Origin of the sequence: Cryobacterium sp. M91 (assembly GCF_002929615.1) — a bacterium.
Taxonomy (GTDB): Bacteria; Actinomycetota; Actinomycetes; order Actinomycetales; family Microbacteriaceae; genus Cryobacterium; species Cryobacterium levicorallinum.
Genome location: NZ_PJJT01000088.1, coordinates 206,089 through 227,135, shown reverse-complemented (window position 1 = coordinate 227,135; position 21,047 = coordinate 206,089). Strand labels below are relative to the sequence as shown.

Genomic DNA, 21,047 nt, shown 5'->3' with positions numbered 1-21,047 from the left:
CCTCACAGGTTTCGGTCGAAGATTCGGGCGTTCGTCACCGGGGCGCCGGTCGCTCCGCTCGCGTTGTAGGTCTTGGCACCGACGTTCGCGCTGGCCATGGTCTCCTGCGTCGACCGAGCGGCGTTACGAATGAAGCGTTCGTTGGAGTCGCGCAGCTCTTTGATCTGCGCGGTGAGATCGCCCATGGCCTTGAGGTGGGCAGCGAAGATTTCGCCCCACGGACCGGTCGGCGCATTGGCGACGAGCTCGCGCAGGGTCGAATCGTCCTGCGTTCCCCACTGGGTAGCGAGGGCGGCGACTTCGACCGAGCGACCGAGGCCGGCCTCGCGCACCAGGTTCAAGACCTGTTCGACCTCGCGGGTGGCGTGCTGGAGCCAGCGTGACTTGCCGCCCTGCAACAGCAGTTGTTCCTCTTCGAGCTTGAACACCAGCAGTTCCAGGAGTTCCCGTTCGCGCCAGAGCAACGCTGAGAGTTCATTGGCGCCCATGAGTCCTCCAACCACCTTTATCGGTCTAGTTCGGCACCTACCCACGTAGATGCAACGATTCCGTCAATCTCACTTTCGGCCGGTCACCCGAAAGCGTTAGAAAAAAAGCTCGCAATTCACGAAAACTCCAACAGTTTGCCGCCGTGATGTTGCCTAAATGCCGGACCACAGCTCCCGGAACGTGCTAATCCCCACTTCGAGGGACAGCAAATTAGCCAAATGGGTAAAGAAGTGCTACCCATTTACCCTTTTCTGGGGTAGATTGAGCCTGTCAGGCCATGGGTCTATCGCGTGTGTCGCCTGAGCGGGCACGATTTGACAGGTAGTGAAATATTTCTGGGGGCCGGCTTGTGAATAGAACTGATCGGAACGCCCTCGTCGTCGAGAACCTTCCGCTCGTTGGATACCTGGTATCCGAGGTCTGGGCCAAGGCTCGTCACCTGTCTCGCGATGATCTGGCCTCGGCTGGCTCCGTCGCCCTTATTACTTCAGCGGATGCCTTCAATCCCGATCTAGGGGTTCCCTTTGGCGCCTTCGCTCGCCGTCGCATCATCGGTGCTTTCGCCGACGAGATGCGTTCCAACGACTGGGCCACCCGCACCGCGCGTCGCCGCATCAAGGAAACCCTCTCCGTGCAGGACACGCTGTCCGCAGCTCTCGGTCGCACGCCCAACGTCGAAGAAGTTGCCGCCGCGCTCGGTGTCGATCGCGATACCGCCGCTGCCGGCCTCTCCGATGCTGCCCGCACGTTGTCCACTCTCGACGACACCACCGCCGAATTTCTCGTGGCCGACACGGCCCTGCCCGAAGCTTCGTTGCTCTCCGATGAGCGACTGGTCTACCTGCGCGCTGCTATCGCGGCTCTGCCGGAGAAAATGCGCGAGATCGTCGAGCAGGTCTACTTCGACGCCCGATCGGTCAAAGAGATTGCAGCCGACCTGGGTACCACCCACTCGGCCGTGTCTCAGACCCGAGCCGAGGCCATCCGCTTGTTGCGTGATGGACTGGGCACCCACTACGCCGATGACACCGAGGCTGAGTATCAGCCGGAGTCGCGCATCGCACCAGCCCGTCGCAGCGCCTACCTCGCTCGACTGGCCGACCTGGCAGCCGTGGGCATGACCCGCGCGGTGCGAGGCCCACTCCCAGGGGTTGCCCTACCCGAGGTCGCGGGCATCGCGTCCTGACCCCCGCATTACCAATTCACTGCCTAGTTTCACCTCACTAAACAGCACCGGCCCACGGACGGGCCGGCGTGACAATCACCTCTCACGGAAGAAAAAATTATGAGCATTCAGGTCAACACTTCGAACTCCGCGTCGGCTGCCCTGCGCAACCTGGCAGCGTCGCAAAGCAGTCTCGCTCAGCCAACCGTCGCCCTCTCGGGCGGAATTCGAGACCGTGTCGTTACCGACACCGTCGAATTCGACGGCAAGCTCTCCCAGGTCGCGACTGAGAACAAGATCGCCGCAAGCACTCCGCTGCGCGACAGCGAAATGGCCGCCGAGATGAGCAAGCACACGCAGGAGAATATCCTCGCGCAGCCGGGCGTTGCCATGTCCGCCCAGGCCAACCAGTCGAACTCCGACGTGCTGCAGCTGCTCCAGCCAGCCCGTAAGTAGTCGTCGCGGCCGCTCCAGCGGCTGCGGTGTGTTCCTGCCACTACCCCGTCGACTTCGGTCGGCGGGGTTTTGGTGTTCTTGGGCCTGGTATTTCTGCGTGCTCCCGATCACTGTCGTCTACGCTGAATGACATGGCCGACTTGTCGAAATACCTGCCGCTCAGTCAGCGACGTATCGGTGACGAATCCGGTGCGAACTCGAACTGGCGCGACTATCTCGTGTCCACTCTCACGGCAACCGCCGACCTGCTTGCGGAGCTTTCCGACGAGCAATGGGAGACACCGAGCCTCTGTGCGGGCTGGCGGGTTCGGGATGTCGCCGGCCACGTCGTCTGGCGAGTTGGCAGCTCGAACCGGCAGCTGGTTAGCACCGCGGCCCGTGCTTATCTTGGGCACTTCATCAATCCCAACCGAGCGATCGACGTACTCAGCCGCGCCGCGGCAGAAGCGCCCCCGGCCGACCTTGTCGCTCAGATCAGGCAGATCGCCGCGGACAAGGCTGCCGGCCACGGGCGCCACGGCATTACCGAACTCACCGAGGCCGTCGTGCACGGCCTTGACCTGGCGCATCCGCTCGGCCTCAAGCTGCCAGTGGCGCCGCCGGTATCCGGCGCGGTGGCACTGCGCCAGAGCCTGATCGCCCCGACCGAGATCAAGGCCATACTGCGCGCTCGCACGCTGGTAGCGACGGATGCGAACTGGCGCGTCGGTCGCGGCCCCGAGCTTCTCGGAACGGCAGAGGCGCACCTGCTGTTCCTGTTCGGCCGCCCCGGCGGTTCACTCGCAACGCCGCTCTAGAATTTCACACAAGAGCTGGCGACGCGCCAGGAAGCAGCGAGAGAATCACGGATGGTCGCGGCGGGACTCCGAGGTCAGGGTCTCACGCTGGCTGACGTCGGTGCCGTTCTTGCGGTAGCCCTGCAGCGCATGACTGCGGTTGAGGCCTCCGGCCGGCGCGCGTGTCTGCAGGCCAAGGCTGGACGCCTTGGTGGCGTGGCACGTGTTTGGGCTCGCGGCACGTGATCGAACCAGTGCCGGCTTCCCAAACACGTGCCGCGACTCTTCTCCTGGAGTCGAGGCGTCCCGACTTCGTTTTGCCTGAACGGATGCTGCCGCAACCTCTTCGACGAGTCCGTCTGACGTCGGTACCGGGCTAGACAAGACGTAACCCCGAGTGGGGCGCGACCGAAACCGCGTAAAACCGGGGATGTGGCGTGTTGCTACAGTGTGCGCGGATGATTCTCGAATATTGGGGTAGACAGTGAGTACCCCAGAGTGGGGGCACGCGAATTTACTCATGAATGATCATGCGGCGTGTCGTTTTATTCATCGTAGATTTCTAGCCTCATCTGGCCTTTTATGAGGGGCACCCATTCGGGGTAGGCCTCGTCAACCACCAGCGCGATGGGGGAGTCGACGTGTCCCGCAAGCGGGGGTGGGCTGTTTTCAGGGCCGAAGGCCTGGGGAAGGCGGGGCATTACGACCAATGTGAGCGGCAACATCCGCATAAAAACGGGGTTAAATCGGGGGTGGACAGGCAAATGTGCCGCCAAGACCTCCCGACGAATGCACTCGTATATAGAGGGAATACCGGCGAAATTAAGTTAATGAGTTTTAATCGCCGCACTGCTTACCCCCATGGGGGGGCGGCCGATAGGTGTAGGTACCGGCCCATGGATGGGCCAGTGTAACAACACCCACTCACGGAGGAATCATCATGGGCATGCAGGTCAACACAAACATCGCGGCAAACAATGCTTACCGCAACCTCGCAACAACGCAGAACGACCTGTCGAAGTCGCTGGAGAAACTTTCCAGTGGCCTGCGCATCAACCGTGCCGCGGATGACGCAGCTGGTCTCGCAATCTCCGAAGGACTGAAATCTCAGGTCGGTGGCCTCACGGTTGCCGCTCGTAACGCTCAGGACGGCATCTCGGTCATCCAGACCGCTGAAGGTTCGCTCAACGAAGTCACCTCGATCCTCCAGCGCATGCGCGACCTGGCCGTTCAAGCCGGTAACGACTCGAACAACACGGCATCTCGCGGTGCGATCAGCACTGAGGTGAGCTCCCTGCGCCAAGAGCTCACGCGTATCTCAGACGCCACTAACTTCAACGGCACGAAGTTGCTCAGTGGCGACGTCGATTCGGTTGCGGCCGGCAATCAGACGTCGTTGTCCTTTCAGGTCGGTGCAAACGGCGATGCCAGCAGCAAGATCTCGGTCGACCTCGCAGGCGCGAACGTAAAGTCCGTTGTATCCGCTCTCAATTTCGGGACCACGGCTGTGAAGTCGGCTTCAGCAGCGACAGTGACGTATGCCCAGGGTTTTGAGATCACTCAGGGCAGCACGGTAGTGACCATCGCTTCACCCGGGACCGCTCCTACCAGCAACGCGGGAGTTGCCACCAACCTCAACGCCGATGCCGGGTTTGCTCAGAACTTCACCGCATCGACCGATGAGGCCGGCAAGCTGGTCGTGACGTCCAAGTCGGGCAGCGCGTCTGCCATCACCATCGACCAAAACACCTCGGGCGCACCCACCGTCTTCGCGACGGCGGTAACGGTCGTTGCCGGATCGACCACCCTGGGATTTGACTCGTCTGCGGCTGCTCAGGCATCCATCACGGCGATCGACGCGCAGATTCAGAACGTTTCAACGGCTCGCGCTGAACTCGGTGCAAACCAGAACCGCTTCGAGAGCGTCATCAAGAACCTGGCCGTCTCGAAGGAAAACCTCACCGCTGCCGGATCGCGTATTCGCGACACCGACATGGCCGAGGAAATGGTCAAGTACACCCGTGCGAACATCCTGTCGCAGGCCGGCACCGCCATGCTCGCGCAGGCGAACCAGAGCAACTCGGGGGTGCTGCAGCTGCTCCAGTAACACCTGAAGTAGGCGTCACCAGCGAGATCGACCGCTGATCTAAGCCAGGTGGCATCCGCTCATGAATGCAAATTCGTGAAGCGGATGCCGCCGGGCTTATTTGTCGTGCCACAAAGTTTTTCGTGATTTCTTCTAACCCCTTCGTCTACCCCCGCCGATAGCTTCGGGTGCCGGGCCATGGATGGGCCGGTGAAGTTAGACCCAATCACGGAGGATTCATCATGGGCATGCAAGTAAACACAAATATTGCGGCGAACAACGCATACCGCAACCTCGCAACAACGCAGAACGACCTGTCCAAGTCGCTGGAAAAGCTCTCCAGCGGCCTGCGCATCAACCGCGCCGCGGATGACGCAGCTGGTCTCGCAATTTCCGAAGGCCTGAAGTCGCAGGTCGGTGGCCTCACGGTCGCCAGCCGCAATGCTCAGGACGCAGTGAGCGTACTGCAGACCGCTGAGGGCTCGCTCAATGAGGTTACCTCGATCTTGCAGCGCATGCGTGACTTGGCTGTTCAGGCCGGTAACGACTCGAACAATGACAAGTCTCGTGAAGCGATCACTGTCGAGGTGGACGCTCTGACCGCGGAGCTCTCCCGCATCGGCACGTCGAGCAACTTCAATGGCAAGCAGTTGCTGGATGGCACTGCGAACTTGAACTTTCAAATCGGCGCCAACACAGGCGACTCGATCAACGTCGACCTGCGCACCGCTGACATTGATCTCCTGGCCACGCAACTCGGCACAGGAACGGCTGGTATCAGTTTCGGCCCTTCAGCTTCGGCTGGAACGGCAGATTTGAAGTTCACTGCGGGCGACAACACTGTCCAAACGGGCGTAAGGGTAGCTGCAACGGACAGCGCAGACGAGATCGCAGCCGCGCTGAACGGTGACGTCGACTTCGTCGGTGGGTCCCTAAAAGCCACGGTCGTTGACGGAGACGTCGTCGTTCGTTCGACTGCCGGCCAGACCGTAGTTATGACGGCAGACTCTGGCATCACGGCTGGCCCGAACATTGCCGCTGGCGGGTTGGACTTCATGAGCTCCGGAACGGCAGCCGATGCTATCGATACGATCGACGGTTTCATTTCCAGTGTGTCTGAGACCCGCGCGCTGATCGGTGCAAACCAGAACCGCTTCGAGAGCGTCATCAAGAACCTGGCCGTCTCCAAGGAGAACCTCACCGCTGCCGGTTCGCGTATTCGCGACACCGACATGGCCGAGGAAATGGTCAAGTACACCCGTGCGAACATCCTGTCGCAGGCTGGCACCGCCATGCTCGCGCAGGCGAACCAGAGCAACTCGGGGGTGTTGCAGCTTCTCCAGTAACACCAGAACAACCGAACAAACAGGTCGATTCTGACCTGAGTCTGGCCGCAGTCAGAGAGCGAATTGGACGTCGCACTTCAGCTGCGGCCAGGCTATTTTCGTGTTCTCGTTGATTAGAACAATCGTTAGTGTCGGTCAATTGCTATCGGAAATAGCTCTAAACCGGGATTGAAACGAGGCTGGCCGGACTTGGCTCTGAGGCAGTCTCCTCGTGGCCCTGCGGACTAATCGACTAATAGGAAGTTTGCACTGAGTCTCCGTAGAAGCGGGGGCGTGAGGCCGGTTTCCTGCGCAAACGGCTCCCCGGGGCTGGTAGGCAGCGCAGCCACGGATCTGTCGACTAATGGATCTTCATATCGTGAATCGGCCGAGTCTATTGACGCTGGTAGGCTTCTGGTGAATCAATGGGGTAGTGGTTCAAGGGGTCGTGTTTGATGAATATGCGCGTCTATTCGCGTACTTATTCGCTAAGAACAGCCGCGATTGCGGATGCTCAATTCCCCTTGCTGAATTCTCTATGGGGACATTGGGCGCATGAGCGCCGGGCGCCGGTATCGCAGCCCGCGTCGACCCGGCCACCGGAGACGGCTCGCTTTGGTCGATGCAGATCTCGGCAAGCTCGATCAACGGCGGGGTCGGGTCTTGCGGACGGGGCACGGCTTGCGAGGCCAGCATGAGACTGGTGCGAGTCGCTGTCGGAGTCGTGCCCGTCCCGTCGGACGAGCCCTTGTCGTGGGTCGAGCTTGTCTAGACCAACATCGTCTGGCGTGAGCCGGTCTCAGGGACGCGCCCATCCCGTCGGTCGAGCTTGCCGAGACCAGCATTGACTGGCGTGAGCGGTCTCGGGAAGCCAGCCATTTGGCATCCGCTGTGAAGGCAGGCCTGTGGATAACTTTTTATGAGCCGGCCGGCACAGTGCCACTCTGGTGGCCATGCCCTATACGTACATGGTGAAGTGCTTCGACGGGACGTTCTATATCGGCAGCACGTGGAGCCTGGAGCGTCGAATCTGGCAGCACAATCATGGAAAGCAAGAGGGCGGTGCCAGTTACACGGCTGCTCGGCGCCCGGTCGTGCTCGTCTACTTCGAGGAGTATGAGCTCATGATCGATGCCTACGGTCGTGAGAAGCAGCTGCAGAACTGGGGCCGCAAGAAGCGGGTCGCGCTCATGGAGGGGCGGATCGCCGATCTGGTGAAGCGGATGCCGCCGGACGGTCCGGACGGATCAGTCGACCCGGCTGCCTGATACGGCTCGCGTTGGTCGATGGAGATCTCGGCAAGCTCGATCAGCGGTGGGTGCGAATGCGCGTTAGGTCGCGTCGGTCGATGGGGATCTCGGCGAGATCGATCAGCGGTGTGGGCGGGTTCGCAGGGCGGGCGGCCGAGCCCAGTGGGGGACTCACTCGAGCCGGTCTCGGGGACGCCCCCATTTCCGAGACCAGCGTGGACTGACGCTGGCGGTCTCGGGATGCCAGCCATGCTGCATCCGTTGGTCTGCCGTGCTCGCGGGACACTTTTACGAGCTAGCCAGCAGTGTGTCGAAACGATGAGCGGCAGGCGCGGAAGATGGCTGGACGAGGGCCAGTGTGCGCGGACTGGCCCCTTTCGGACGACCGGCGTCACTTTGATCACTAAAGTGTCCATTCTCACACTAAAGTGTCTATTGTGACACTTTAGTGTCAGCTGGGTAGAGAACGGAAGGGCAACCATCGTGAACCTGAGTCAGCCATTGAGCGTAATACTGCCGGGTCTTGACGGGCCGATTCTACGCACGCTGAGTAAAACCACACTTCCGTTGACCGGATCGCGAATCGCTGAACTCGTCGAAAACTCCAAGACCGGCGTGAGAAAGGCCCTCAATCGTTTCGTGAATCAGGGCACTGTCTTGGTCCACAGGGCGGGGCCTTCCCTGCTCTATCAAGCGAACCGGGAACATCTCGCTTGGCCGGCCATTGAGGCCGCCGTGCACGCAGCAGATTCGTTCTTGGTCGAGCTCGAAGCGCGAATAGTCGCGGAGCTCGGGGCGCACCTCAATCCGGTCGACGCCGTGCGGTGTACGGTTGCCCTATTTGGCTCAGTCGCACGGGGAACCAGCACACTGCACAGTGATATCGATCTGCTTCTTCTCTTTCCTGATTCCGTCCACGCCGACGCAGCGGAACTACTTGTCGACTCGCTTGCACAGCACGTCCCGAAATGGACAGGCAATGCCTGCAACGTTTTGGAGCTTGACCACCTGAGATTGCTGGCAATGAAAAACGCCAATGACCCGATGATAAGTTCCTTGCTCTCGGACGCTCGCACCATTTTTGGTCCGAACCTACAACGCATGATGGCGGAGTTGTAACCCGTGGCACGTACCAAGAAGTTGACGCAGTCCGATGTTCGGCAACGCGCGGGTACAGCGCGCGAGCACCTGCAGGTTGCTCTTGAGCGGAAGGAATACATTGACGGGCAGATCGGGCCGTCGGCAGAAGCGCAAGTGTGTGCGTCGAACGCAATTTCAGCTGGTATCGCAGCAGCGGACGCCATCTGTGGCGCTGTATTGGGAGAACGTGCCAACGACCAGGACCATACTGCAGCAGCGGATTTGCTGGCGGCAGTCCAGCCCAACGGCCCTGCTCTCGCGAAACTTCTGCGCCGCTTGCTGACGGATAAATCCCAGTTGCAATACGGCGGCTACTGCACTGCAGCTGTTGCCAGAAAGATGACAGGTCATGCTGAAGTATTGGTAGGCGCGATGAAAGGGTTTGGAATAAGAAGTTGACGCTGACGCGCAGCTGGCCGTGAGACTGGCGCTAGCGGCCTCGGGAAGCTCGCCACTTTGCATCCGCTGGTACGGCGTGCGGACCGACCGGGCACGATTTAACTTCGGGGGACTCCCCTGCAGTTAGGCGAATCGCGTCTGCACGTGGCCGCGCCCAAAACGGGTAGCCGCTACGCCGGTTACCGTAGCGCGTACCGATATCGGGGGTGCACAGCGGGCGCGCACACGGCGCGCTGTCTCGGCCCCGACTCGCGCTGACGGTTTACGAACCTGAGGGCGGTGCACGCACAGATTCTCGCCGGGTTTTCTAACCGGGAGGCCCGCGCGGTCGATAGCTTATGGTACTGGCCCATGGATGGGCCGGTGCAGCATCATTTGTTCATGGAGGACTCATCATTAGCGCGCACAGAGACACACATAGTGCTTGCCGCCAGGGCGTACGGCATTCGCCGAACCTTGGCCGAGGTGAACTCCTGATCAAAACGGATGCCGCCCCCGCGTTCACGACGCCGCATCCATCCCATCCGGTTTATCACCAGGGCTGACCCTCAATCTTGTATGGCGGAAGCGAACCGGCGAACTGGACCTCGCCCAACACCGCCGCCATACAGACCCCGTAATAAATGATTGACTGAGCATCAGGAGAGGCACCCCATGTCGATGGCAGTCGATGGGCTCATCAGCGGTCTGGACACGACGTCCCTCATCAACTCCCTCATGACCCTCGAGGCTGGTCCCCAGAACCAGCTCAAGGCCAAGGTCACGAGCACGAACACGCTCATGACCGCCCTGCAGGGGCTGAATAGTCAGATCGCTTCCCTCGCGACCCTCGCCGCGAAGGCAACGGCGACCAATGCCCTCGACCTGTACTCGGCGAAGAGTAGCTCGACCGGCGTATCGGTGACGGCCGGCGCATCCGCTACGGCCGGCTCGATCGACATTGTGGTCGACCAGCTGGCCAAGGCGCAGGTGTCGGTTTCTGACGCCGTGTCGGTGTGGCCCGGATCGAATTTTTCAATCCTGGATGCGTCGGGCGTGGCGACGGCAATTGTCGCCGACTCGGCCAGTCTCGACGATGTCGTCACGGCCGTAAATGCGGCGGATGCCGGAGTGAAAGCCGTAAAGGTTGCTGCCGGGACCGATGGCAGCGGAAATGCGCTGTATCGTGTGCAATTCACCGCGACCTCGACCGGTGCGTCGAGCGCCTTTTCGTTTGAATATGACGCGGCCATCACGCCGCCTGGCATGACGCAGATTACGGCCGCTCAGGACGCCAAAGTTCGGCTCTGGTCCGGAACCGGTGCCGAACAGACCATCACCAGCTCGACCAACACCTTCAGTGACCTGCTTCCGGGAGTGTCGGTGACGGCATCCGCTGTAGCAACCGAAGCCGTGACCGTGAGCGTGTCGCGCAACGATGCAGCGGTAAGCACGATCGCCTCCGACCTGGTGACCGCCCTCAACGGGGTGTTCGCGCTGATCTCGACCAAGAGCGCCGTGGTGAACAGCACCGACTCGAGCGGCAAGGCCATTTTGTCGGCCGGCGTGTTCAGCGGCGATAGCACCGTGCGCGACGTGAAGCAGCAGATTCTGAACGCTGCCAGCCAGCCGATCAACGGGCGTTCCCCTTCGGAGATCGGTATCAGCATCACCAAGAGCGGCACGATGGAATTCGATTCGGCCAAGTTCGCCACGGCCATGGCCGCCGACCCGGACTACGTGAAGGGCGTGCTCGCCACGATCGCCTCCCGGGTCGAGGCTGTCGCCGAGAACGCGTCGGACAAGTACGACGGCATGATCACGTCGAGAATCACCGGGCAGGAATCGCTCGTGAAGAGCCTCGGCACGCAGATCGACAGCTGGGATGTGAGGCTGGCCTCGCGGCGGTCGACCCTCGAGCGCACCTACTCGGCCATGGAAGTACAGCTCAGCAATATGAACGCACAATCCGCGTGGCTCACCGCCCAGGTGAGCGCACTGACCAGCTCGACGACGAAGTGATACCGATGACGATGACTGCAGCAACCCAGGCCCAGCGCTCGCGCTACAACCGCGACGCGGTGCTTTCGGCGACGCCGGTGCGCCTGCTCACCATGCTGTATGACCGCCTGCTGCTCGACCTGAACCGGGCCGAGGCCGCGCAGCTGCGCCAAGACTGGCAGATCGCGTCGGACAACCTGCTGCACGCTCAGGCCATCGTGTCTGAGCTGAGCACCTCGCTCAACGTTGAGGCGTGGGACGGCGGCGAGGGGTTGTTCTCGCTATATACGTATGCGTCGACGGCCATGATGAGCGCGAACACGAGCCGCAACGCGGAGCGCACCCGTGAGTGCATCGCCCTGCTCGAGCCGCTGCGGCAGACCTGGCACGAAGCGGCCGGGATGCTGCCGGCCGCGCCGGACCCCGCGGCTCGCGTCGGCGGAATACTCGGCATTGGGTAACCTGTCGGCTTGGGAGGCGGTGCTCGAAGACCTCGAGCTGCGAGTGGATGCTGCGGCTCGGTCGATCATGGGCGTCACCGACGGCGGGCGGTCGGGTTCCGGCGTGGCCGGGTCGAGCGCGTCGGCTGGTTCTCTGGCGGTCTCGGCAAGCTCGACCAGCGAGTTTTTGGGTGCGAATGTTTTGGCAGCGGCAGACTCCGCCGCGAACTGGGCGCCACCGCGGGGGCTCGGAGCTATTCCGGCGGAACTCGCGGAGCGCGTACGGGACCTGCTGCACAACCAGCACAAGCTCATTGGCGAGCTGGAGACGGCGCGTAATCTGACCGCGAAGCACCTCGCCGCGGTGCGGGCGGTGCCGCCGAAGCGCGACGCGCGGGCATCCGTTTATCTCGACGTTGCCGGCTGACGACCTCGACGCAGCGCGCCCCGCGCCGGCTAGAAAGCTGTATCGCAACAATTTCTGAATTCTTTCAGCAAAACTCCTAACGCAGCATCTCCCCCAGCCGATAGGTCCTATCGAGCACGGATTGCTCACCATCGGGCCAGGGATTGGCCGTTTATGTCTTTCGTCGACGAAACGGGTAGTTGTGCTTGATTCCGTGACCTCTGTGGCCCTCACCAGCGCACTGGATGGCCTCGCGCTTCGCCAGCGCACCATCGCGAACAATATCGCCAACATCAATACGCCGAACTATCACGCCAAGGTCGTCTCGTTCGAGAATGCCCTGGCCCAGTCGGTGCAGGCCGGCGAAGGCAAAGTCACCGCGGCCACGACGCGTTCCACCGAGGCGACGAACCTCAACGGCAACAACGTGAACCTCGATACCGAGACCCTCGCCAACATCGACGCCCTGCTGCGCTACCAGTTCGCGGCGAAGGCCGTTGACGGCCCGGCGACGGCGATGCGCACCGCGCTGCGGACCAGCTGATGACCGACGCGATCAGCATCTCCGGCAGCGGAATGACGATGCACCGCAAATGGCTCGACGCCATCGCCGACAACCTGGCCAACGCCAACACGGTCAAGGCCACCAACGGTCCAGCCTTCCAGGAGCGCTTCATTGTGGCTCAAGAGGGTCAGGGCACCTCCGGGGTTGGGGCATCTGCCGCTTTCGGAGACGCGGCCGGCACTCTCGTCTATGAGCCGACGCATCCGCTCGCCGATGAAGCTGGCTATGTGCGTTACCCCGACATTGACATGGCCGAGCAGATGGCACACCTCATCATGGCTCAGCGCGGATACCAGGCCAACGCGGCCGTGGTTGACCGGGCCAAGACCGCTTACGAAGCAGCACTACAGATCGGACGTGGCTGATGCCTATTGGCGCAATCGGCTTTCCCCCCGCCATCATCGGCGCCAGCACCACTGGCGGCGTCATGGGCTCTTCGAGCACCACCGCGACCGGTGGGGCCGGTTTCGGGAACGCGCTGTCCGGCGCCGTCGACAACCTGCAGGGTCTGTCGTCCGCATCCAACGAACTTTCCATCCAGGCCGTCAACGGCAGCCTCGATGACATTCACACCGCCACCATTGCCAGTACCCGTGCACAGCTCACGATGGAGCTCGTCGCCGCCGTTCGTAACAAGGGCGTCGACGCGTTCAACGAGATCATGAGGATGCAGGCATAATGCCCCGTCAGGTAAGTTCCATCTTTCGCCGCTTCGGCAATGCCGTTCGCGAATTCACCGTCGCCCAGCGCACGGTGGCCATCATCGGCATCGCCGTGCTCGTGCTCGGCGCATCCGCGCTCGGTATGTTCCTCACCAAGCCCGCCTACACCCCCCTGTTCACCGGCCTCAGCGGCACGGACGCCAGCAGCATCGTCGACCAGCTCACCGCCGACGGCGTCAGCTATGAACTCGCCGACGGCGGCGCCAGCATCCTGGTTCCCGAAGCGGATGTTTACAGCCAGCGCATCAAGGCTTCCGCGGCGGGCCTGCCCTCCTCGAGCACCGGGGGATACTCCCTGCTCGACACGATGGGTGTCACGTCGAGCGAGTTCCAGCAGTCGGTCACCTACAAGCGTGCGCTCGAGGGCGAACTTGCCCAGACCATCGGAGCGATGAACGGCGTGCAGAGCGCGTCGGTGCAGCTGGCGATCCCGGAAGACACCGTCTTTGTGTCCGAGAAGAACGCGCCGACGGCATCCGTTTTCGTGCAGGCCCGCAACGGCGTCACCCTCTCGAGCGACCAGGTTCAGGCGATTGTGCACCTGACCAGCGCCTCCATCGACGGTATGAAGGCCTCGGATGTGGCTGTCATCGACTCGACCGGCACCGTTCTCTCGGCCGTCGGCATCGGCGCCACCGGCTCCGCCGACAAGCAGGCCTCCGACTATGAATCCGGCGTGCAAAGCGCCGTGCAGGCCATGCTCGACAAGGTCGTCGGTGTCGGCAACGCCACCGTTGTCGTCGCCGCTGACCTGAGCACCGAATCAGCCTCCCGCGTCGAAGAGTCCTTCACCTCCCCGACCGAGGCGCTCACCCTGAGCGACTCGGTCGACACCGAGACCTACACCGGCACCGGCGGCGCCGCGGCCGGGGTGCTCGGCACCGATACGGCGGCCACGACAGAAGGCACCGACGGTACCTTCAGTTCCGAATCCACCACCCGCAACAACGCCGTCAACAAGGTCACCGAAAACCGCACCATTCCGGCCGGATCGATCACCCGTCAGACGGTATCCGTCGCCCTCAACGCCGACGCCGCCGCGGGCATCAACGTTGCAGACGTCACTTCGCTGGTCACCTCGGCGGCCGGTATTGACGCCGTGCGCGGCGACGCCGTGACCGTTGAGGTCATGGCCTTCAGCACCGCCGGCGCAACCGCAGCGGCCGACGCGCTCAAGGCGTCGACGGATGCTGCCTCCGCAGCGGCCACCGCCGAGATCATTCGCATCGCCGTCATCGTGCTCGGCATCGTCGCCGCCATCGTCATCAGCCTCGTGTTCTACGCTCGCCGGTCCCGCCGTCAGCGTCGCGAGTCGGTCGAGATCGGCGAACTCAGCGAGACTCGGGGCATGCTCGGCGGCGTCGGCGGTGTCGGCGCTCTCACCGGCCCCGGCGCCAACCCCTCGAACTCGGCCATCGCCGGCCCCGGTTCGCTGTTCTTCAACCCGACCGACCTGCCGACCCAGGTCATTCGTACGGTTCACTTTGAACCGACCGAAGCAGACATTCGTCGTGGTGAAATCGACGCACTGGCCCAGAACGACCCCCGCGGCATGGCTGAGCAGCTGCGCGGCCTGATGGACGACCGGCAGAGCGTATGACCGAGACCGTAGCGATCCCCACGGTCGCCCGAACGGATGTTCCCCTCACCGGCACCCAAAAAGTGGCCGTCGTGCTCATGAACATGGATCGCCAGCGCGCGACCGAGGTGATGAAGGAATTCACCGAGGTCGAGGCCGAGGACATCGTCTCCGAGATCGTTCAGCTGCGCAAGGTCGACTCCAGCATCGCCGAGGCGATCCTGACCGAGTTCCACGAAATGACCCAGCGCGGCGGACGTCACGCCCGCGGCGGCCATGACTTCGCGATGGGCCTGCTCGAGGCCTCCTTCGGCGCTGAGCGCTCGGCCGGCATGATGACTCGCGTGGCGACATCGATGGCCAGCAAGGCGTTCGAATTTCTCGACTCCTCTGAACCCACCGATGTGCTCAACCTGCTCGACGGCGAAATGCCCCAGACCATCGCCCTCGTGCTCGCCCACCTGCGCCGCGACCAGGCCTCCGGTGTGCTCACCGGCATGGACCCGAGCCTGCGCACCGACGTCGCCCGCTGCATCGCCACGATGGGCAGCGCCACCCCCGAATCCATCCGCGTCGTGACCGAATCGCTCAAGCAGCGGGCGGGTTCCCTCGCCTCCCGCGAGGTCACCGAGGTCGTCGGCGGAATTCAGCCGCTCGTCGATATTCTCAATCAAGCGGATGCCGCCACCGAGCGCGCCCTGCTGGAGGGCCTCGAAGAGAGCGACCCGGATCTGGCCGAAGAAGTTCGCTCGCGCATGCTGACCTTCAACGACATCGTCAAGCTGGAAAGCCGCGACGTGCAGCAGGTTCTGCGTGGAATCGACACCACGGTTCTCGCGATGGCGATGAAGAGCACCACCTCCGCGGTTTCCGAAGTCATTCGCGCGAACCTGTCCGAGCGCAACCGCGATGTGCTCGACGACGAGATCCGCAGCCTGGGCCCGGTTCGCATGAGCCAGGTCGAGGATGCCCGTGCCAGTGTTGTGCGCGCCATTCGCGACATGGAAGCCCAGGGAATCATCACCGTGCAGCGCGGATCGGACGACGAATATGTCAGCTGACACAGTTTTCGGCCGAATCTCTTTTCCCCGCCTGCACGACGATGAGCGCATCCGCGCCGACGAAACCGCGCGGGCCCAGGGGCATGCCGCCGGTTACGCCGAAGGCCTGCGCGCGGCGACGGTGGAGATCGATCGCATCAAGCTCGACCTGCAAGCCGAACGTGAGCAGGGCGAGCGTCTCGTTGCGGCGAAAATGGATCGCGGCGTGCGCGTGCTCAATGCCGCAGCCACAGCCCTCGACCAGCGCCGCCTGCCGGTGCTGGTCGACGCCGAAAACACCCTCCTGGCCTGCGCGGTGCAACTGGCCGAAGCCATTATCGGCAACGAACTCAGCCGCACCGAGCCATCCGCTCGTCGGGCCCTCGACCGCGCCATGCGCTCGGTTGATGACGGCGACCGCACGTCGGCCCACAACATACGCATGAATCCCGAAGATCTGCCGCTGCTCGACGCGACGACCGTGCGCCTCAGCGGCGTGACCTTCATCTCCGACGCACAGATCAAGCGCGGGGATGCCATCGCCGAATTCAACGACGGAATTCTCGACGCCCGCATCGAGACCGCCCTGGCCCGAGCGAAAGAGATTTTGCTCGCCGATGCCGCGGGCCAGACCCCATGACCACGACGACCGCGTGGCGCCCGCACGCCGACGCCTTCGCCTCGGCGCTGCGGGTCGCGCGCCCCGAGCGGATCGGCGTCGTGTCGTCGATCGTCGGCCTCGGCGTCGAAGTACGGGGCTTGCGCTCCGCCATCGGTGACCTCGTCGTTCTCGGCGGTGAAACGGATGCGCCGGGCATCGACGCCGAAGTCGTCGCGACCACCCGCGACAGCATCCGCTGCATGCCGCTCGGCCGCATGACCGGACTCCGCGCCGGAGCCCCAGCGCGCGCCGCGCACAGCCCCCTGCTCGTTCCCACCGGTTCCGGCCTGTTCGGCCGCGTCATCGACGGCCTCGGCCGCCCGATCGACGGCAAGGGCCCGCTGGTCTCCGACGGCGCCGTGGCGCTCGAAAACGACAGCCCTTCGGCCATGCACCGCGCCCGCATCACCACTCCGCTGCACCTGGGAGTGCGCGTGCTCGACACCCTCACTACGGTCGGTCGCGGCCAGCGACTGGGCCTGTTCGCCGGCAGCGGCGTCGGCAAGTCCTCGCTGCTGTCGATGATCGCCCGCGGAACGGATGCCGAAGTATCGGTCATTGCCCTGGTCGGGGAGCGCGGCCGTGAGGTGCGCGAATTCCTCGAAGACGACCTCGGAGCCGAAGGCCTGGCCCGCTCCATCGTCGTGGTGTCGACGTCTGATGAACCCGCCATGATGCGACTCCGCGCCGCCTTCACCGCCACCCGCATCGCCGAATCCTTTCGCGCGTGCGGCGCCGACGTCATGCTCATGATGGATTCGCTCACCCGCGTGGCCATGGCCCAGCGCGAAATCGGCCTGTCGGTCGGCGAACCGCCGGCCACCCGCGGTTACCCGCCCTCGACCTTCTCCGTGCTGGCCCGCCTGCTCGAACGCGCCGGTACCGACGAGGTCGGCTCGATCACGGGCATGTACACCGTGCTCGTCGACGGTGACGACCACAACGAACCCATCGCTGACGCTGCCAGGTCGATTCTTGACGGCCATGTCGTTCTCGACCGCAAACTCGCCATCACCGGCCATTTTCCCTCCGTCGACGTGCTCGGCTCGATCTCGCGCGTGGCATCGCGGGTGAACTCGCCCGAGCGCAACGCCATAGCGACGACCCTGCGCACGGTGCTTGCCGCGCGGTCGGCCGCCCAGGACCTGCTCGACGTCGGCGCCTACCGCGCCGGGACCAACCCGCTGGTTGACGCTGCCGTTGCGCACGATGCTGCCATCAAGTCCTTTCTGCAACAGCGGATGGACGACCAGACTCCCTCAGACGCGGCCTGGCAGCAGCTCGCCGGGCTCACCCGCAAGCTGGGTAGCGTCTAATGGGCCGGCTCTTTCCGCTGGCCGGTCTGCTTCGCCTGCGCCACCTGCAGCAGGACCAGGCGGCGAGTGACCTGGCCGAAGCGAATGCGCGAGTGGCCGCGAATGAAGCGCGACGCGGCCGGGCACGGTCGGCCCTCAGCGCTACGTCGATCACGCCGGACACCGTCGCAGCCATGAACGCCATGGCCGCCGCACGGTCGTCGTCCCGCAGTATGCTCGCCGACCTCGATGCCCTCGGCCGCAACAACGCCGCGTCGCTTGGAGAGGCGCAGGCGGTCTTCGATGCGGCCCGCGCCGAAGCGCTCGCCCTGGAAAAGCTCGAGGTACGCCACCACGAAACCGTCGCGGCCGAAGACCTGCGCGCCGAACAGATCGTGCTCGATGAAATCGCCTCAACCCGGTGGCACCAAGACCCCACCGGCACTCCAACTTCGCCCGAGAAAGGTGATTCAGAATGACCATGATCGCCGCAATGGGACGCATCGAGCAGATCCAGTCGATGATGCAGCAGCTTGCCTCCGGACCGCGCGCTGCGACGACCACCGTCGCCGCAGCCACGGCGACCGCCGCGACAGCCTCGGCCGAGAGCTTCGCCGCGTCCATGGCCTCCGCGCTGGGCACGGCCGGCGGGGCATCCGCTGCCGGGGCATCCGCTGTCGGAGCGACCGGCGGAGCGACCGGAACCAACGTCGTCGACGCCGCCAAGAAGTACATCGGCGTTCCCTACGTCTTCGGCGGTGAGGACTCGAGCGGAATGGACTGCTCCGGCCTCGTGCAAAAGGTATATTCCGATGTTGGAATAGATATGCCGCGTCTGGTTTCCGGCCAGATGAAGATGGGCACCGAGGTGGCATCGCTGGCCGAAGCCCAGCCCGGCGACCTCATCGTCACCGGCGGCGGCGACCACATTCTCATCTACGCCGGCGACAACAAAATCATCCACGCGCCATACGCCGGGCGCGACGTCTGCCTGCGTGACGTCTATATGTCAGATTCGGAGATCACGACCATTCGTCGCATTATTCCCACCGCTGCGGCGGGAACCAGGGGCGCCGCCAGCGCAGACATGTTGAGCGCCGCCTTCGCGGCCATCGCCAAGGGCGGCGCGGCATGAGCCTCGCACTGAACCAGTTCCGTTCCGGCGAAGCAGCCGGCCTGACCGGCGCCCCCCGCACGGGCGCTGCCACCGGCACCCCCTCGGCCAGAGCCCCCTCGGCCAGTGCCAACGGTTTCGCCTCGGCCATGGCCGATTCCGTCGCCGATTTTCAGACCGCTCACCGCTCTGCCACAGCGGATGCCGACCGCTCCCGTTCCGCCCAGGAGGCTCGCGCCGACGACCACGCGCGCGCCGCCGACCAGGCCGCAGCCTACCGGGAACGCCGTTCGATGTCGGGCGACCGCCCGGCCGCGCTGCAGGATCGTGCCGATCGTGCTGCGGATCGTTCGGCCGATCGTTGGGCCGATCGTGTTACCGACAGTGCTGCCGCTCGCACCGCCGACCGTGCTGCGGACAGCGCTGCTACCCGTGCCGCGGATCGTGCGAGCGATTCGTCGTCAGCAGGCTCGACCACGTCGTTGGCCAACGCTTCGTCGGCCAACGCTTCAACGGCCACCGACTCGGTAGCTGCCGACTCCGCTGCTGACCGTGCCGGTGCCCGAACCGGAAACGGCGAACAGTCGTCGACCGGGCAGGATGCGAGCTCGACCGAGCCGACAGCAGCTGCACAGTCCGCCGACTCCGCGGTCGCTGGCGCAACCCCGCCGCACCTCGGTACTGTCGCTTCGAACGCGTCGGGCCTGGAAACAGGCGAGCCCGCCGCCGGCGCGCCCGGCGCTGCCCTCACCTTCGGTGTGTCGCCGGACACCGCAGAACCCGCCGCAGAAGCCGCTGCCGGTACCGCGGACGCTGACGTTCTTGACGCCGACACCGCTTCGATGGGCACGACCACCGGTTCCGCCGCCGTCATGGCCGCTACGAGCCTGGCCGGTGCAGTGGCCGCACCGGCGGCCTCCGCCGCCTCGACCGGAGCCACCGCCCGCACGGCCGCGACCCCGGCACCGGCGTCCGGCGTCGGCACCGGCGCCACGGCATGCTCGGGCAGCGCCGCCGCCGCCGTCATCGCGCCGACCGCATCGGGCGCGCCCGCAGGGGCGGCCGGAGCGCAGGCACCGAACGCTGCCGCCGCTGCGGCAGCCACGTTCCTGACAGCCGTAGCAAACGAAGCCGGTCGCGGCCCGAAGCTCGGCGCCGTGCGCATCGTCACAACGGATGCCGCAGCTCCGTCCCCGACGCCCGGCCTCGCCGCGCCGACCGTACCCGCGGCCGGCCTGACGCCGGTCGCGGCACCCGCGCCCGTCGCATCCGCTGTGCCGGTGTCTTTGGCCGCGCAGATCGCCAAGCCACTGTTCTCGCTGGCTAATGTGGCACCCGGCCAGCACACGCTGACCATCACCGTGAACCCCGACAACCTCGGCCCGGTCACCGTGCGTGCTCACGTATCGCCCGACAATATTCGGGTGGAGCTGTTCGCTCCCACCGATCTGGCCCGCGAAGCACTGCGCGCCATCATGCCCGACCTGCGCCGCGACCTGGCCGGCGGGGGACTGAGTGCGCAACTCGATCTCTCGTCGCAGAACCAGGCGGGGGATCTGGCCGGAGATTCGCCGGGCACCAAGCAGCCCCGGCCCGAGCAATCGCCCAGAAACCTGCTGGCGCGCGAGCCCGACATTCCTAACGGCGAGCAACCGCTTCTCCCCTTCACATTCGGATCCGCGTCGACCATCGACGTAATGGCTTAGAAAGAGAGACCAACCATGCCAGTAGACGCAGTAGCAGCCACAACCGCCGGGTTGTATTCCGGCGCGAGCACCCGTACTCCGAGCCAGTCGATGGACTCGGAGGTGTTCATGAATCTGCTGGTCACCCAGCTGCAGAACCAGGACCCCTCCTCGCCGATGGACACCAACCAGATGATCGCCCAGACCACCCAGCTGGCGATGATGGAGAAAATCACCGAGATGGCCACAGCCAGCCAGGAGAGCTTCTCGCTGCAGATGCGCTCATCCGCCGCCGCGCTCGTCGGCCAAACCGTCACCTACACGATGTATGACGGCACCGAGGCTACCGGAATCGCTTCCTCTGTCTCGTTCAAGGACGCGGTTCCGCAGGTCACGATCGGCGGCAAGTCGATCGCCCTTGACGCTGTCTCCGGGGTCACCACGGCCGCTTCCTCCTCCTAGCTTCGCTCCACC

24 protein-coding genes are annotated in these 21,047 nt (G+C 64.0%); 22 read left to right on the top strand and 2 right to left on the bottom strand.

The features are described 5' to 3' along the window. Window positions 1-2: 2 nt before the first annotated feature. Window positions 3-488, bottom strand: coding sequence for a flagellar protein FlgN (locus CXY80_RS14415; protein WP_092450676.1), 486 nt, complete (start codon window positions 486-488; stop codon window positions 3-5). A 350-nt stretch (window positions 489-838) separates the two neighbouring features. On the opposite strand from CXY80_RS14415, the gene CXY80_RS14410 reads away from it, so the two are divergent. From CXY80_RS14410 to CXY80_RS14400, 3 genes are all read left to right on the top strand, one after another. Continuing rightward, window positions 839-1,675: a sigma-70 family RNA polymerase sigma factor gene (locus CXY80_RS14410; RefSeq protein ID WP_092450674.1), complete on the top strand. Its 837-nt coding sequence runs from the start codon at window positions 839-841 to the stop codon at window positions 1,673-1,675. Window positions 1,676-1,774: 99 nt separating this feature from the next. Next, window positions 1,775-2,110 (top strand): flagellin, encoded by a 336-nt coding sequence (locus tag CXY80_RS14405; protein ID WP_104132895.1) that lies wholly within the window; start codon window positions 1,775-1,777, stop codon window positions 2,108-2,110. A 131-nt stretch (window positions 2,111-2,241) separates the two neighbouring features. Beyond that, complete coding sequence (locus CXY80_RS14400; protein ID WP_104132894.1) at window positions 2,242-2,907, top strand: maleylpyruvate isomerase family mycothiol-dependent enzyme; 666 nt, start codon at window positions 2,242-2,244, stop codon at window positions 2,905-2,907. A gap of 45 nt (window positions 2,908-2,952) precedes the next feature. Here CXY80_RS14400 and CXY80_RS14395 read toward each other — a convergent pair whose 3' ends face one another. Continuing rightward, entirely contained in the window at window positions 2,953-3,270 is a 318-nt protein-coding gene (locus CXY80_RS14395) for a hypothetical protein (RefSeq protein ID WP_146070745.1), read from the bottom strand. A 556-nt stretch (window positions 3,271-3,826) separates the two neighbouring features. Between CXY80_RS14395 and CXY80_RS14385 the strand changes: the two genes are divergently transcribed. From CXY80_RS14385 to CXY80_RS14295, 19 genes are all read left to right on the top strand, one after another. Further along, window positions 3,827-4,993 carry a flagellin gene (locus CXY80_RS14385; protein WP_104132891.1) on the top strand — a complete coding sequence of 389 codons (1,167 nt, stop codon included), beginning with the start codon at window positions 3,827-3,829 and terminating at the stop codon, window positions 4,991-4,993. 221 nt (window positions 4,994-5,214) lie between these two features. After that, on the top strand, window positions 5,215-6,318 hold the full coding sequence (locus CXY80_RS14380) for a flagellin (protein WP_104132890.1): 1,104 nt from the start codon (window positions 5,215-5,217) through the stop codon (window positions 6,316-6,318). 932 nt (window positions 6,319-7,250) lie between these two features. Next, window positions 7,251-7,565: a GIY-YIG nuclease family protein gene (locus CXY80_RS14375; protein WP_104132912.1), complete on the top strand. Its 315-nt coding sequence runs from the start codon at window positions 7,251-7,253 to the stop codon at window positions 7,563-7,565. Between the two features lie 465 nt (window positions 7,566-8,030). Continuing rightward, window positions 8,031-8,666 (top strand): nucleotidyltransferase domain-containing protein, encoded by a 636-nt coding sequence (locus CXY80_RS14370; protein ID WP_158251662.1) that lies wholly within the window; start codon window positions 8,031-8,033, stop codon window positions 8,664-8,666. A 3-nt stretch (window positions 8,667-8,669) separates the two neighbouring features. Then, on the top strand, window positions 8,670-9,086 hold the full coding sequence (locus CXY80_RS19175; RefSeq protein WP_146070744.1) for a hypothetical protein: 417 nt from the start codon (window positions 8,670-8,672) through the stop codon (window positions 9,084-9,086). 654 nt (window positions 9,087-9,740) lie between these two features. Further along, window positions 9,741-11,087, top strand: a complete 1,347-nt coding sequence (fliD, locus tag CXY80_RS14360; protein WP_104132887.1) for a flagellar filament capping protein FliD — start codon at window positions 9,741-9,743, stop codon at window positions 11,085-11,087. Between the two features lie 11 nt (window positions 11,088-11,098). After that, window positions 11,099-11,527, top strand: coding sequence for a flagellar export chaperone FliS (gene fliS / locus CXY80_RS14355; protein WP_199182275.1), 429 nt, complete (start codon window positions 11,099-11,101; stop codon window positions 11,525-11,527). Then, window positions 11,520-11,933, top strand: a complete 414-nt coding sequence (locus tag CXY80_RS14350; RefSeq protein WP_104132885.1) for a hypothetical protein — start codon at window positions 11,520-11,522, stop codon at window positions 11,931-11,933. The genes fliS and CXY80_RS14350 overlap by 8 nt, the downstream gene beginning before the upstream one ends. A gap of 181 nt (window positions 11,934-12,114) precedes the next feature. Beyond that, window positions 12,115-12,456, top strand: a complete 342-nt coding sequence (locus CXY80_RS14345; RefSeq protein ID WP_104132884.1) for a flagellar basal body protein — start codon at window positions 12,115-12,117, stop codon at window positions 12,454-12,456. Then, window positions 12,453-12,842, top strand: coding sequence for a flagellar basal body rod protein FlgC (locus tag CXY80_RS14340; RefSeq protein WP_092450648.1), 390 nt, complete (start codon window positions 12,453-12,455; stop codon window positions 12,840-12,842). Before CXY80_RS14345 ends, CXY80_RS14340 begins: the two co-directional genes overlap by 4 nt. After that, complete coding sequence (locus tag CXY80_RS14335) at window positions 12,842-13,156, top strand: flagellar hook-basal body complex protein FliE (protein WP_092450645.1); 315 nt, start codon at window positions 12,842-12,844, stop codon at window positions 13,154-13,156. The genes CXY80_RS14340 and CXY80_RS14335 overlap by 1 nt, the downstream gene beginning before the upstream one ends. Beyond that, complete coding sequence (fliF, locus tag CXY80_RS14330; protein ID WP_092450643.1) at window positions 13,156-14,799, top strand: flagellar basal-body MS-ring/collar protein FliF; 1,644 nt, start codon at window positions 13,156-13,158, stop codon at window positions 14,797-14,799. The genes CXY80_RS14335 and fliF overlap by 1 nt, the downstream gene beginning before the upstream one ends. Continuing rightward, window positions 14,796-15,839: a flagellar motor switch protein FliG gene (fliG, locus tag CXY80_RS14325; RefSeq protein ID WP_104132883.1), complete on the top strand. Its 1,044-nt coding sequence runs from the start codon at window positions 14,796-14,798 to the stop codon at window positions 15,837-15,839. The genes fliF and fliG overlap by 4 nt, the downstream gene beginning before the upstream one ends. Then, window positions 15,829-16,458, top strand: a complete 630-nt coding sequence (locus CXY80_RS14320) for a FliH/SctL family protein (protein WP_158251661.1) — start codon at window positions 15,829-15,831, stop codon at window positions 16,456-16,458. Before fliG ends, CXY80_RS14320 begins: the two co-directional genes overlap by 11 nt. Continuing rightward, window positions 16,455-17,795: a FliI/YscN family ATPase gene (locus CXY80_RS14315; RefSeq protein WP_104132881.1), complete on the top strand. Its 1,341-nt coding sequence runs from the start codon at window positions 16,455-16,457 to the stop codon at window positions 17,793-17,795. Before CXY80_RS14320 ends, CXY80_RS14315 begins: the two co-directional genes overlap by 4 nt. Continuing rightward, window positions 17,795-18,253: a flagellar export protein FliJ gene (locus tag CXY80_RS14310; RefSeq protein ID WP_104132880.1), complete on the top strand. Its 459-nt coding sequence runs from the start codon at window positions 17,795-17,797 to the stop codon at window positions 18,251-18,253. The genes CXY80_RS14315 and CXY80_RS14310 overlap by 1 nt, the downstream gene beginning before the upstream one ends. Continuing rightward, window positions 18,250-18,909 carry a C40 family peptidase gene (locus tag CXY80_RS14305; protein WP_104132879.1) on the top strand — a complete coding sequence of 220 codons (660 nt, stop codon included), beginning with the start codon at window positions 18,250-18,252 and terminating at the stop codon, window positions 18,907-18,909. The genes CXY80_RS14310 and CXY80_RS14305 overlap by 4 nt, the downstream gene beginning before the upstream one ends. Continuing rightward, window positions 18,906-20,594, top strand: coding sequence for a flagellar hook-length control protein FliK (locus CXY80_RS14300; RefSeq protein WP_104132878.1), 1,689 nt, complete (start codon window positions 18,906-18,908; stop codon window positions 20,592-20,594). Before CXY80_RS14305 ends, CXY80_RS14300 begins: the two co-directional genes overlap by 4 nt. Before the next feature lie 15 nt (window positions 20,595-20,609). Next, the gene (locus CXY80_RS14295; protein WP_092450627.1) at window positions 20,610-21,035 is read left to right on the top strand and encodes a flagellar hook assembly protein FlgD; all 426 of its coding nucleotides are present in this window, start codon (window positions 20,610-20,612) and stop codon (window positions 21,033-21,035) included. The last annotated feature ends 12 nt before the right edge of the window (window positions 21,036-21,047 follow it).

Bases quoted from the DNA above. Each gene is read 5' to 3' on its own strand.
- CXY80_RS14335 (WP_092450645.1), top strand. From the start codon at position 12,842: ATGCCTATTGGCGCAATCGGCTTTCCCCCCGCCATCATCGGCGCCAGC.
- CXY80_RS14305 (WP_104132879.1), top strand. From the start codon at position 18,250: ATGACCATGATCGCCGCAATGGGACGCATCGAGCAGATCCAGTCGATG.
- fliG (WP_104132883.1), top strand. From the start codon at position 14,796: ATGACCGAGACCGTAGCGATCCCCACGGTCGCCCGAACGGATGTTCCC.
- fliD (WP_104132887.1), top strand. From the start codon at position 9,741: ATGTCGATGGCAGTCGATGGGCTCATCAGCGGTCTGGACACGACGTCC.
- CXY80_RS14310 (WP_104132880.1), top strand. From the start codon at position 17,795: ATGGGCCGGCTCTTTCCGCTGGCCGGTCTGCTTCGCCTGCGCCACCTG.
- fliS (WP_199182275.1), top strand. From the start codon at position 11,099: ATGACTGCAGCAACCCAGGCCCAGCGCTCGCGCTACAACCGCGACGCG.
- CXY80_RS14300 (WP_104132878.1), top strand. From the start codon at position 18,906: ATGAGCCTCGCACTGAACCAGTTCCGTTCCGGCGAAGCAGCCGGCCTG.
- CXY80_RS14295 (WP_092450627.1), top strand. From the start codon at position 20,610: ATGCCAGTAGACGCAGTAGCAGCCACAACCGCCGGGTTGTATTCCGGC.
- CXY80_RS14385 (WP_104132891.1), top strand. From the start codon at position 3,827: ATGGGCATGCAGGTCAACACAAACATCGCGGCAAACAATGCTTACCGC.
- CXY80_RS14315 (WP_104132881.1), top strand. From the start codon at position 16,455: ATGACCACGACGACCGCGTGGCGCCCGCACGCCGACGCCTTCGCCTCG.
- fliF (WP_092450643.1), top strand. From the start codon at position 13,156: ATGCCCCGTCAGGTAAGTTCCATCTTTCGCCGCTTCGGCAATGCCGTT.
- CXY80_RS14375 (WP_104132912.1), top strand. From the start codon at position 7,251: ATGCCCTATACGTACATGGTGAAGTGCTTCGACGGGACGTTCTATATC.
- CXY80_RS14415 (WP_092450676.1), bottom strand. From the start codon at position 488: ATGGGCGCCAATGAACTCTCAGCGTTGCTCTGGCGCGAACGGGAACTC.
- CXY80_RS14405 (WP_104132895.1), top strand. From the start codon at position 1,775: ATGAGCATTCAGGTCAACACTTCGAACTCCGCGTCGGCTGCCCTGCGC.
- CXY80_RS14380 (WP_104132890.1), top strand. From the start codon at position 5,215: ATGGGCATGCAAGTAAACACAAATATTGCGGCGAACAACGCATACCGC.
- CXY80_RS14400 (WP_104132894.1), top strand. From the start codon at position 2,242: ATGGCCGACTTGTCGAAATACCTGCCGCTCAGTCAGCGACGTATCGGT.
- CXY80_RS14320 (WP_158251661.1), top strand. From the start codon at position 15,829: ATGTCAGCTGACACAGTTTTCGGCCGAATCTCTTTTCCCCGCCTGCAC.